Annotated in this window: 11 protein-coding genes and 1 pseudogene; 8 read left to right on the top strand and 4 right to left on the bottom strand. The window is 55.4% G+C overall.

What is annotated here, in order from left to right:
* Positions 1 to 112 (top strand): annotated as a pseudogene (locus HUO07_RS21015) (IS630-like element ISHsp2 family transposase); the annotation flags it as partial.
* On the opposite strand, the gene HUO07_RS21010 reads toward HUO07_RS21015, so the two are convergent.
* Together HUO07_RS21010 and HUO07_RS21005 are read right to left on the bottom strand one after the other, a co-directional pair.
* Positions 91 to 291 (bottom strand): hypothetical protein, encoded by a 201-nt coding sequence (locus HUO07_RS21010; RefSeq protein ID WP_176305089.1) that lies wholly within the window; start codon positions 289 to 291, stop codon positions 91 to 93. The pseudogene HUO07_RS21015 and the gene HUO07_RS21010 sit on opposite strands and share 22 nt — an antisense overlap.
* 227 nt (positions 292 to 518) lie before the next feature.
* Positions 519 to 2087, bottom strand: a complete 1569-nt coding sequence (locus HUO07_RS21005; RefSeq protein ID WP_176305088.1) for a cryptochrome/deoxyribodipyrimidine photo-lyase family protein — start codon at positions 2085 to 2087, stop codon at positions 519 to 521.
* Between the two features lie 130 nt (positions 2088 to 2217).
* Here HUO07_RS21005 and hmuQ point away from each other — a divergent pair, with 130 nt between their 5' ends.
* Positions 2218 to 2520, top strand: coding sequence for a heme-degrading protein HmuQ (gene hmuQ / locus HUO07_RS21000; RefSeq protein WP_176305087.1), 303 nt, complete (start codon positions 2218 to 2220; stop codon positions 2518 to 2520).
* Between the two features lie 46 nt (positions 2521 to 2566).
* Here hmuQ and HUO07_RS20995 read toward each other — a convergent pair whose 3' ends face one another.
* Complete coding sequence (locus tag HUO07_RS20995; RefSeq protein WP_176305086.1) at positions 2567 to 3832, bottom strand: Zn-dependent hydrolase; 1266 nt, start codon at positions 3830 to 3832, stop codon at positions 2567 to 2569.
* A gap of 194 nt (positions 3833 to 4026) precedes the next feature.
* Between HUO07_RS20995 and aptA the strand changes: the two genes are divergently transcribed.
* From aptA to HUO07_RS20965, 6 genes are all read left to right on the top strand, one after another.
* On the top strand, positions 4027 to 5400 hold the full coding sequence (gene aptA / locus HUO07_RS20990; protein WP_176305085.1) for an omega-aminotransferase AptA: 1374 nt from the start codon (positions 4027 to 4029) through the stop codon (positions 5398 to 5400).
* A 74-nt stretch (positions 5401 to 5474) separates the two neighbouring features.
* Positions 5475 to 6971 (top strand): CoA-acylating methylmalonate-semialdehyde dehydrogenase, encoded by a 1497-nt coding sequence (locus HUO07_RS20985; protein WP_176305084.1) that lies wholly within the window; start codon positions 5475 to 5477, stop codon positions 6969 to 6971.
* 95 nt (positions 6972 to 7066) lie between these two features.
* Positions 7067 to 7687, top strand: coding sequence for a TetR family transcriptional regulator C-terminal domain-containing protein (locus HUO07_RS20980; RefSeq protein WP_176305083.1), 621 nt, complete (start codon positions 7067 to 7069; stop codon positions 7685 to 7687).
* Between the two features lie 141 nt (positions 7688 to 7828).
* Entirely contained in the window at positions 7829 to 8290 is a 462-nt protein-coding gene (locus HUO07_RS20975) for an Hsp20/alpha crystallin family protein (RefSeq protein ID WP_176305082.1), read from the top strand.
* Between the two features lie 36 nt (positions 8291 to 8326).
* Positions 8327 to 8725 (top strand): Hsp20/alpha crystallin family protein, encoded by a 399-nt coding sequence (locus HUO07_RS20970; protein ID WP_101148145.1) that lies wholly within the window; start codon positions 8327 to 8329, stop codon positions 8723 to 8725.
* 143 nt (positions 8726 to 8868) lie between these two features.
* Positions 8869 to 9921 carry a class I fructose-bisphosphate aldolase gene (locus HUO07_RS20965; protein ID WP_176305081.1) on the top strand — a complete coding sequence of 351 codons (1053 nt, stop codon included), beginning with the start codon at positions 8869 to 8871 and terminating at the stop codon, positions 9919 to 9921.
* Positions 9922 to 10023: 102 nt separating this feature from the next.
* On the opposite strand, the gene HUO07_RS20960 is transcribed toward HUO07_RS20965, so the two are convergent.
* Complete coding sequence (locus tag HUO07_RS20960) at positions 10024 to 10944, bottom strand: PhzF family phenazine biosynthesis protein (protein WP_176305080.1); 921 nt, start codon at positions 10942 to 10944, stop codon at positions 10024 to 10026.
* Positions 10945 to 10997: the final 53 nt, after the last annotated feature.

The raw sequence follows: 10997 nt of genomic DNA, 5'->3' as shown, positions 1-10997 counted from the left end.
GAAGTACACCTGGCTGCCCTTGAGTGCCTATCTCTCGTTTGAACGTCTACATGAAGAGGTACACCGCTTACTCGGTGGTTACGGAACTGATCACGCGATTAATTTTGAATAGGCACTTAGAAGCTGCCTTGCCTCTGAGGCGATTGATTGTTTTATGTCCTCAGGCAAAAGATCATGCATAATAACCATTGTGTCATCTTTATAGTCTCTTTTTAAGCTTTCGATATATCCTTTTGGAAGTTCTTTTAAGTGTTTTTTGATGCTTTCTTCAAATTCTTTTTCTGTTTTCATCTTACTTTCTCCTTGGATGTATAAATTGAATTTTTATTTTCGAAAGCAAGCTGGCGTTATTTAAATTTAATTATTGTTTTTCTTCGTGTCAATAATGCTTATGCATTTTTTTTGTAAGATATCCCTTATAGTGCGTAAGATATTTCTTACAAAAAATTAAGACATATGCTCTTGTAATAAATTTTTTAATAAGTTTAAGTTGAGAAGGTTCTTAAGAAAAATAAATCTTATGACTCATCATCAAACAACGAAAGTTGCTGACGATCGGCGGGTTTTGCTTTTTTAGCCCGCCGAGCAGACGGCCGCCGCTGGCTGGCGAGCTTATCCACAATGGCTTGGCTGGCTTTTCTGGCATCCGGCGTGCGGCGAAGCTCATACAGCATCTTCTTCCAGTGGCGCGCCTCACACTCAAAGTCGTTGGGCAGTGGGTAGTGCTCGCCGGGCTGAAAGCCAAATCGCTTTTGCAGGCTTTCTGGAAGCGCCCATGGTTTGGCGCGCCACTCTAACGGCAGAGTGGTTAATTCCGGCACCCAGCGGGCGACAAACTCGCCGCTAGGGTCGTTATCCTCCGCCTGTTTGATAGGGTTATACACTCGCAGTGCGTTGGTGCCCGTGGCGCCTGCCTGCATTTGTACCTGGGGGTAATGAATGCCAGGTTCAAAATCGGTAAATAGCCGCGCCAAGTGCAGGGCAGGCTCAACCCAGTGCAGCCCAAGACCAAAGGTGGCGTGGGAGAGCAGCATGGCGCGCATGCGAAAGTTGATCCAGCCGGTGGCGGTCAGGCTGCGCATGCAGGCATCCACCAGCGGCACGCCGGTTTGGCCGCGCTTCCAGGCGATCAGATTGGGGTGTTCCGGATCGCGCTCCCGTAGACCGCGCAGCGCCGGGTGTAGCGTTTGATGCTCGATGCTCGGCTCACTTTCGAGCTTTTGAATAAAATGGCAGTGCCAGTGGAGCCGGGAAGCAAAGGCGCGCAGCGAGCGTGACCACGGCGTGTCTTCCGCATGCTTTTTCCGCTGGCGACGCAGCGACTGCACCACTTCACGCATGGAGAGGGTGCCCCAGGCCAAGTGCGGCGAAAGCCGTGAGCCAAATTCCCAGGCCTGCAGCGGTTTCGAAAGCGAGCCACGATAACGCCGTCCGCGCTGGTTGATAAAGCTGCGCCATATTGCGCGGCCTTCGCTGCGGCCACCGAGCTGGCGCTCGGGGCAGGGCGTGGTATCAAACCCGAGCGTCAGGCCGTGAAGCTGTTCGGCGTCAATGTGGTGAAAGGCTTGCCAACCCTCAGCCGCCTGGGCGTTTTGTGGGGCAGTGGCGGTGGGCGCGGTCATTAACGTTTCCCACTGCTTTTCCCAGGCGTTACGGTCAGCCACTCTGGATTTTAAACCACGCACGACGCCGTGCTGGCGCGCTTCATGCCATGGCGTGTCGTGCTGCTGGCACCACGCTTTGACGCTAAGGTCGCGGGCAAAGCTCCAGGCGTTGCCGGTCTCCTCGTGGGAATGCAGCACCAGCTCGCCATAGTGCGCTTTGAGCGCGTTCAAACCATCAACGATTTCGCCCTGCCAAATACACAGCGGCAGGCCGAGGGTTTCCAACGCGCTTGAAAGGTCGATAAGCGAGTCAGCGGCAAACTGCCAGTGGCGCAGGGCGCTGTCTGGTGCCTGCCACTGGCCGGGCTCGATGGCGAACAGGGGCAACACGGTGCCCGCCGCGGCGGCGTTAGCCAGCGGCGCATGGTCGTGAATGCGTAAATCGCGTTTGAACCAAACGACCTGGAGGGGTGCCTTAGTCATTAACAAAACCGATACCTGGCGGTTGAGGGCTATTCGTCGCTACACCTGTTCGTCATCACACCAGGACGTTACCATCAAGCCAGCATTTGCGTAATCCATTCAGCAGAACCCTTCCAACAGGAGCGTCACCATGTATATCGCCATGAACCGTTTTCGGATTGCCCCAGGCCGTGAAGATGACTTTCTAGAAGTGTGGCGCAACCGCGACTCTCACCTGGATGAAGTGCCGGGCTTCAAGCAATTCAAGATGCTGCAGGGTGAAAAGCAGGAAGACCACACCGTGTTTATCTCCCACAGCGTATGGGAATCCGAGGAAGCCTTCCGCGACTGGACCAAGTCAGACGCCTTCCGCAAAGCGCACGCCAATGCCAAAGCGCCAGAAGGTATCTATCTCGGCCCGCCAAAGTTTGAAGGTTATGACGTGGTGCTTTAAGCCGCCGGCTACCGCACGCTCCCTGTGCGGTAGCGTTCTGTGAAATCTAGTCGAGGCCAGCGGCATCCAGCATGGCGTGGAGCAGAACGTTACAGCCTGCATGCACATGCTCTGGCGTGGCGCTTTCGATCTCGTTGTGGCTGATGCCATCCTTGCAGGGAATGAAAATCATAGCGGCGGGGGCGACGCGACCCACAAACATCGCATCGTGGCCTGCGCCGCTGATGATATCCATGTGGGATAGGCCGAGCTTTTCTGCCCCTTGGCGCACCGCATTAACACATTCCTTATTGAAGTATTCCGGCGCGAAATCCGCCGTGGGCGTTAACTCATACTCCAGCCCGTGACGTTGGCAAATCTCCTCAACTGCCTCAGCGACAGCTTGGCCCATCGTGATCAGCGCTTCTGGTTCCCAGTGGCGCATATCCAGGGTCATTTTGACTTGGCCGGGAATCACGTTACGCGAACCGGGGTGCAGCGTCATACAGCCGACCGTGCCGCGCCCGTGGGGCTGATGCTCATGGGCAATACGGTTGAGCGCCTGGGTAACTTCCGCAGCCCCCATCATGGCGTCGCGGCGTAGGTTCATCGGCGTAGGGCCCGCGTGGGCCTCCAGCCCGGTCAGGGTCAAGTCAAACCACTTCTGGCCAAGCCCGCCGATCACCACACCAATGGTGGTGTCGGTATCTTCCAAAATCGGCCCCTGCTCTATATGTGGTTCAAAGTAGGCCTTGATTTCGCTGGGCGAGACGCTGTCGCTGCCGCGGTAGTGAATGGCGTCCAAGGCATCGCTTACTGTCACGCCATCGGCGTCGGTGCGCGCCATCATGGCGTCAAATTCCAGCTCACCGGTGAATACGCCGGAGCCCATCATGCAGGGCGGAAAGCGGCAGCCTTCTTCGTTGGTCCAGGCGACGACTTCGATAGGGGAGTGCGTGGTGATGTTGTGCTGGTTTAGGGTGCGAATCACCTCCAAACCAGAGAGCACGCCAAAGCAGCCGTCGTACTTGCCGCCGGTAGGCTGGCTATCCAGATGGCTGCCCGCCATCACAGTTTTGGCGTTGGGGTTGCTGCCTTCCCGGCGGGCAAAAATATTGCCGATATTATCGATACGAATCGTGCAGCCTTCAGCGCGGCACCATTGAATAAACAGATCCCGCCCCTGGCGCTCTAAATCGGTGAGCGCCTGACGGTTAACGCCACCTTTGGCGGTGGCACCTAGCTGGGCCAACTCCATTAGCGATTCCCAAAGTCGATCGCTGTCAGTGCGTAAGTCAGCGATGGCGATTTTCGGTTCAATAAGCGAGTTCATATCAATTCCTTTTATTGAGCACGGAAGAAGCTGGCGACTCCCCGATTTATTATTTGGCTCATTGCTAGAGTAGAGACAAAAAAGCCCGTGATACGTATACATTCTCTAACGTGAACAAAAGAAAAGCGTAATTTTATAAACGTGTGTGGTGGCGCATGCTGAGACCATGTCTCATAGCGATGGAGCTAGACACCATGTTTGGAATAAAAAGCAAAACCAAGACGCAATCCTCACCTTCTTCGATGGGGGATTCACCCTCTAAAACGGCGCTCAATCAGCACTACTGGATGCCGTTTAGCGCCAACCGCGATTTCCATGCCAACCCGCGGGTTATCGCCGGGGCGGAAGGGCGTTACTACATCGACGACCAGGGCCGTAAGCTGTTCGATTCGCTTTCCGGGCTATGGACCTGCGGTGCGGGGCATAACCGCGAAGAGATTCAAAAAGCCGTGTCGGCGCAGTTAGGCAGCCTCGACTTTGCCCCCGGCTTTCAGCTTGGCCATCCGCTCGCGTTTAAACTGGCGGAAAAGATTGCCAGCCTTACACCTGCCGGGCTTGATCATGTGTTTTTCACCAACTCCGGTTCAGAAGCGGCCGATACCTCGGTCAAAATGGCCAAGGCTTACTGGCGGCTAAAAGGTAAACCTGAGAAGACTCGCATGATCGGTCGCGCCAAGGGCTATCACGGGGTGAATATCGGCGGCACCAGCCTGGGCGGTATCGGTGGCAACCGTAAACACTACGGTCAGTTGTTGGAAGTAACGCACCTGCCGCATACCCTTCAGGCGGGCCACGCTTTTACCCGCGGTCAAGCGGAAACCGGTGCCGAGCTTGCTGATGCGTTGCTCGATCAAATCGCCCTCCACGATGCCTCGACCATTGCTGCGGTGATTGTCGAGCCGATGTCTGGCTCGGCGGGCGTTATTGTGCCGCCAAAAGGGTATCTGGATCGGCTGCGCGAGATCTGCACTGCCCACGATATTCTGCTGATTTTTGACGAAGTGATTACCGCCTTTGGCCGCAGTGGCGCAACGACGGGCGCTGAAGCCTTTGGCGTTACGCCGGATATCATGAACGTGGCCAAGCAGATCACTAACGGCGCCATTCCTATGGGCGCGGTGATTGCCTCCAGCGAGATATTCGACACCTTTATGCACGCTGGTGGCCCCCAACACGCCGTTGAATTCACCCATGGTTATACCTACAGCGCCCACCCGGTGGCTTGCGCTGCGGGGCTAGCGGCCCTTGAAATGATGGAGCGTGACAACTTCCCCGCTCAGGTTAGCGCCATCGCGCCCACCTTTGAGCAGAAGCTGCACGCCTTGAAAGGCCGCAATCACGTTGTCGATATTCGTAACTACGGCTTAGCGGGTGCCATTCAACTAACGCCCCGAGACGGTGATCCAACGATCCGCCCCCGGGATGCGCATATGGCGCTCTGGGAAGCGGGTTTCTACGTGCGCTACGGTGGCGACACGTTGCAGTTTGGCCCTCCGTTTGGCACCACTGAGGCTGAACTTGAGCGCCTGTTCGACGCCGTTGCGACTACGTTGGATTCGTTAGCCTAATCTACTGATCAACTTCAGCGAGTTTAACTACAGAAAGTTTAACTACAGAAAGTTTAACTACAGAGAGTTTAAACATGAGTGTTGTTTCCCACCTGATTAACGGTGAGTTAGTCGAGAGCAAGCGCACGCTGGATGTCACCAATCCCTCAACTGGCAAAGTGATTCGCCAAGTCGCTGATGCGGATACCGCCGACGTAGAGCTTGCTATTAGCGCCGCCCAGGCGGCCTTCCCCGCTTGGCGCGATACGCCACCCGCCAAGCGCGCTCAGGTGATGTACCGTTTTAAGCAGTTGCTGGAAGAGCACGCTGACCGCCTAGTGCAATTGGTCAGCGAAGAGCATGGCAAAACCCCAGAAGATGCGATGGGCGAACTCAAGCGTGGCATTGAAAACGTGGAGTACGCCTGCGGTGTTCCGGAACTGCTCAAAGGCGAGTACTCCCACAACGTAGGGCCGGGCATTGATGCCTGGTCAAACTTCCAGCCCTTAGGCGTGGTGGCGGGCATTACCCCGTTTAACTTCCCCGCCATGGTGCCGCTGTGGATGTACCCGATGGCGATTGCCTGCGGTAATACCTTTATCCTTAAGCCATCTGAGAAAGACCCGTCCGCCTCAATGGCAGTGGCCGAACTATTGCAAGAAGCCGGACTGCCTAAAGGCGTGATGAACGTCATTCACGGCGGCCGCGAAGCAGTGGAAACACTCTTGGATGCCAAAGCCGTTAAAGCCATTTCGTTTGTCGGCTCCACACCGGTGGCGGAAGCGATTTACTCGCGCGGTTCCGCCGCGGGTAAGCGCGTTCAGGCGTTGGGTGGGGCGAAGAACCACGCTGTGGTGCTGCCGGATGCTGACCTGGAAAACGCCGCTAACACGCTAATGGGCGCGGCTTACGGTAGCTGTGGTGAACGCTGCATGGCGATTTCAGTGGCGGTATGTGTCGGTGACGAAACGGCCAATCGTCTGGTCGAAACCATGCTGCCCAAAATCGCGCAACTGAAAGTGGGGCCTGGCACTGACAAAGGCCTGGATATGGGCCCGCTGGTAACGGCTGAGCACCGCAATAAAGTGCTCGGCTTCATCGAAGAGGGCGTTAACGCCGGTGCAACCCTCGTCGCTGATGGCCGCAGCCTGAAAGTGGCTGGCCATGAAGAGGGCTATTTTGTCGGCGGCTGCCTGTTCGATAATGTCACTGCCGAGATGCGCATCTATCAGGAAGAGATCTTCGGGCCAGTGCTGTGCATCGTGCGGGTCGGTAGTTTGGACGACGCCATGCAGTTAATTAACGATCACGAATACGGCAACGGTACCTGTCTGTTTACTCGCGATGGCGAAGCCGCTCGTCGTTTCACCGACGCTATCGAGGTCGGCATGGTAGGGGTGAACGTACCGCTGCCCGTGCCGGTGGCCTACCACAGCTTTGGCGGCTGGAAGCGCTCGCTGTTTGGCGACCTTCATGCCTACGGGCCGGACTCGGTGCGTTTCTATACCCGCCGTAAAGCGGTTTCCCAGCGCTGGCCTTCCGTTAGCGAAGCGACAACGGCGGAGTTCTCGTTCCCCGCCAATCAAAGTTGACGTTCTCGGGTAACTAAGACATCTTCTCAGCACCGTCGCCCTGCGATGGTGCTTTTTTTTGGTGCGTACTTCAGACGTATAGGGACGAGGACAGCGTGGCGAGAACCCAGGACGAAATTCGGCAAACCAACGTAAAAAAGATTCTCCAGGCGGCAGAGCAGCTGTTTGCTGAAAAAGGTTATGCCGGTGCCTCCATGGGCGAAATCGCGCAGTTGGCCGAACTCCCCAAGTCTAATGTGCACTACTATTTTTCGACCAAAAAGGCGCTGTATCAAGATGTCCTATTAGCCCTTCTTGAGGTCTGGAAACAGGATGCGCTGTGTTTCGAGCTTTATGATGACCCTCGCGTCGTACTGTCCACCTACATTCGCGCCAAGATGACCCACTCCCGCAACCGCGCCCACGGCTCAAAAGTATGGGCCGCCGAAGTGATGCAGGGAGCGCCCATTCTCAAAGAACGCCTGCGCGATAACCTTTATGAATGGGCCAAACTCAAAGAGTCAAAAATTCGCGAATGGGTAGAGTCGGGCCAGATAAATCCTGTCGAACCTTCCTACCTGCTCTATATGATCTGGGCTTCCACCCAGCACTACGCCGATTTCGACTACCAAATCTGCCTGCTCAACGACGACCAGCCGCTGAGCGACCTGCAGTTCGAAAAAGCAGTGCAGTCGGTGACTTCGGTGATTTTGCGCGGGATTGGGCTGACTTCGTAATGGCCGGTGAAAAAGCTAGAAAAATTGCTATTGAACCCCTTGAAAGCCTTTGAAACGCTCCTATTTTGCAGTTGTGAGAGGCGCTGCTCTGTGACTTGGCGACCTCTTTCGATCATCTGCTTAACGTAGGAGGTGTTCGCTATGTTCGACGATATTAAGCGTTTCGAAATCGGCTCGTCCCAGCAGTTGGATTGGTTTCGTCAACTATTGGACGGCTTCTTGCCTGATGGCAGTGCGATGGATATTCGGGCAGTGCCACGGGGCAGTTTCCCGATGATCAATCTCGCTCGCAGCGATGATGCCGTGCGTGTCTATGTGTTTGCTGCGGGGCTGGCGCCCTCGGACTTGGCCATTGATATCCAGGATAACGTGCTTACCCTGCGTGGCAAGCGTGAGCCCGCCATCGGTAGTAATGAGGATGGCAGCTCGCGCCCGGTATTTCGACGTGAGCGCCCCAGCGGTGAGTTCGTGCGGGCCATTGCACTACCTGATGGCCTAGATGCTGAGCGTGCCGAAGCGCACCATGCCCATGGTGTGTTTGAGATCGTGCTGCCCAAGCGGGAAGAACTCAAGCCGCGGCGTATTGACGTTCAGGCGGCTTAAGTCATGTTTATTAACCTTGGTAAAGGAGGATAAACCATGAATAACGTTGTCCGTACAGCCACCCAGTCCCCGTTGCAGGAGCGCGGCGACATAAAACGTACTCAGGAAACGTTGCTACCGGCAGTGGATATCATTGAGGAAGCCAGCGCCCTCAAACTAATTGCCGATATGCCTGGTGTGACCCGCGAATCGCTCAAGGTTGAGCTCGATAATAACGTGCTGAGCTTGGAGGGTGAGATAGCCCTGAATATGCCTGAAGGGCTGAGCGCGCTGCATGCCGAGGTGCGTGGCCAGCGGTTTGCGCGCCGCTTCAATCTCAGTCATGAAGTGGACAGTGATGCCATTACGGCCAGTATCACCAATGGTGTCGTGACCATTACGCTGCCGAAAAAGGATAGCCATCGCTCACGGCGTATCGATGTGCAGGCAGCATAAGACAGGGCTGCTACCTACCGCCCTCGGTATTTTCGCTGTAATACGGGGGCGGTACTTTCCATCTGCGCTATTTAAGCTCTATGCTCTAGTGAGGAAGTTTTTGTTTTACACTTTCTTACAAATCAAGTAGAGAGGAGCCCATCATGACCGATATAGCCGCTTTGCTTGGCAGCGATGCCGATAGCTTGCTTAACCACACTTGCCAGGGTGTTCGTCGTGAGGACTTGCATCTCCCTGGCCCCGATTTCATCGATCGTGTGATGGCCGATAGTGACCGCAGCCCAGCGGTGCTGCGTAACATGCAGGCATTCTTTAATCATGGGCGCTTGGCGGGTACCGGCTATCTTAGCCTGCTGCCGGTAGACCAGGGCATTGAACACTCGGCAGGTGCCTCGTTTGCACCTAACCCGCGCTATTTCGACCCGGCCAACATTGTCGAGTTGGCTATAGAAGGTGGCTGCAACGGCGTGGCTTCCACGCTTGGCGTGCTTTCGTCGGTGGCGCGGCGCTATGCTCACAAGATCCCGATGATGCTAAAACTCAACCATAACGAGACGCTGAGTTACCCGGCTATCTACGACCAGACATTATTTGCTGATGTAGAGCAGGCGCACGACATGGGCTGCGTGGCGGTTGGGGCGACCATTTACTTTGGCTCCCACGAGAGTCGCCGACAAATCATGGAGATCAGTGAAGCCTTTGAGCGCGCCCACCAGTTGGGGATGGTGACCGTATTGTGGGCATATCTGCGTAACCCGGATTTCAAGCAGGAAGGCACCGATTATCACGTCGCAGCTGACCTCACCAGTCAAGCCAACCACATGGCAGCGACCCTCAAGGCGGATATCGTCAAGCAGAAACTGCCTGAAAATAACGGCGGCTACAAAGCAGTTGGTTTCGGCCATACCCACGATGATGTTTACAGCAAGCTGACGTCGGATCACCCGATCGATCTGGCTCGTTATCAGGTAGCCAACTGCTTTATGGGACGCGCTGGGTTGATCAACTCCGGCGGGGGCTCTAAAGGGCATTCTGACCTGGGTGAGGCCGTTCGCACGGCGGTGATCAATAAGCGTGCCGGGGGCATGGGCCTTATTTCCGGTCGCAAAGCATTCCAGAAGCCGATGAAGGAGGGCGTCGACCTGCTGCATGCCATACAGGATGTCTATCTCTCGACCGACGTGACGGTGGCCTGATCCTCCACTCGCAAGCAGTGGGAAGCGAGTTGATCAACCAGCAAGGCAGGGCGTGTTGAGTATCTTTCATGCGATTGTTTGTATGTGATTGTTTGCATGCACTTATTGATGCACTTTAAACACGCCCTGACCCACCACAACGGCATTACCGCCCACCGTTACAAAACCGGGTTCGATCCCACCATTGGCGGCGGTGTGAATAACGCTGGGTCGCCCCATTTCCACGCCCTGGTGAATCGTGCACTGCAAGGCATCTGGTTGGAGTGAGGCCAAATAGCCGGTTAAAGCGGCGGCAGCGCTGCCGGTGGCCGGGTCTTCGCAGATACTGGCGTGCATGCAGAACATACGGCTGCTGATCTGGATGGCTGCGTTGTCTGATGGCTCTGTCACGTATAGGTAGACCTGCTCTGCGCTGCTCGTCATCACCGAACTTTGCCATAGCGCGGTGTCGATGCTGATGCTCGCCAAGGCGTCACGATCGGTTAGCTTGATCAGATGAAAGGGTAGCCCGAGGGAGGAGAATACGGGGTTACTAATCACCTGAAGGCTTTCAAGTCCGAGCAGTGTTGCCGCCGTTGCATGCTCAATGCTGCTGTCCATTAACTTGACCGGCTGGGCGGTTTTAAACGTTGCTCTCCCTTGCTCATAACTAACCGCCAGCTCGCCGATAGGGGGCTGTAGCACAACGTCTTGCTCACGGTTTATCAGGTACAACTCTGCTAACAGGTGCGCGGTGCCGACCGTGGGGTGGCCTGCAAAAGGTAGCTCACGAGTCGGCGTAAAAATCCGCATCGGGTAGTGATTCGGCTCAGACGATGCGCCTAAAAACACCGTTTCAGCAAGATTTAGCTCATTGGCCAGCGCCTGCATATTGCTTGTGCTTAACCCATCGGTATCAAGAAAGACAGCCAAAGGATTGCCGGTAAACGGCTGGTCGGTAAAGACGTCGAGTAGGTAGTAAGTACCTGATCTAAAGTTTTCGTGTAATATCCATGCCAGGATTTCTGACACGGACAGAACCATGGAAAAACGCTTCGTTGCCCCTCTCACTGAACCTGAACAACAGACGCTGACCT

It is taken from the genome of Vreelandella maris, from assembly GCF_013371085.1.
GTDB lineage: Bacteria > Pseudomonadota > Gammaproteobacteria > Pseudomonadales > Halomonadaceae > Vreelandella > Vreelandella maris.
The sequence above is the reverse complement of the archived record's forward strand: the minus strand, read 5'-3'. Positions and strand labels throughout refer to the sequence as shown.

Excerpts from the sequence above, each read along its gene's own strand:
- HUO07_RS21010 (WP_176305089.1), bottom strand. The coding sequence starts at position 291 with ATGAAAACAGAAAAAGAATTTGAAGAAAGCATCAAAAAACACTTAAAA.
- HUO07_RS21005 (WP_176305088.1), bottom strand. The coding sequence starts at position 2,087 with ATGACTAAGGCACCCCTCCAGGTCGTTTGGTTCAAACGCGATTTACGC.
- hmuQ (WP_176305087.1), top strand. The coding sequence starts at position 2,218 with ATGTATATCGCCATGAACCGTTTTCGGATTGCCCCAGGCCGTGAAGAT.
- HUO07_RS20995 (WP_176305086.1), bottom strand. The coding sequence starts at position 3,832 with ATGAACTCGCTTATTGAACCGAAAATCGCCATCGCTGACTTACGCACT.
- aptA (WP_176305085.1), top strand. The coding sequence starts at position 4,027 with ATGTTTGGAATAAAAAGCAAAACCAAGACGCAATCCTCACCTTCTTCG.
- HUO07_RS20985 (WP_176305084.1), top strand. The coding sequence starts at position 5,475 with ATGAGTGTTGTTTCCCACCTGATTAACGGTGAGTTAGTCGAGAGCAAG.
- HUO07_RS20975 (WP_176305082.1), top strand. The coding sequence starts at position 7,829 with ATGTTCGACGATATTAAGCGTTTCGAAATCGGCTCGTCCCAGCAGTTG.
- HUO07_RS20970 (WP_101148145.1), top strand. The coding sequence starts at position 8,327 with ATGAATAACGTTGTCCGTACAGCCACCCAGTCCCCGTTGCAGGAGCGC.
- HUO07_RS20965 (WP_176305081.1), top strand. The coding sequence starts at position 8,869 with ATGACCGATATAGCCGCTTTGCTTGGCAGCGATGCCGATAGCTTGCTT.
- HUO07_RS20960 (WP_176305080.1), bottom strand. The coding sequence starts at position 10,944 with ATGGTTCTGTCCGTGTCAGAAATCCTGGCATGGATATTACACGAAAAC.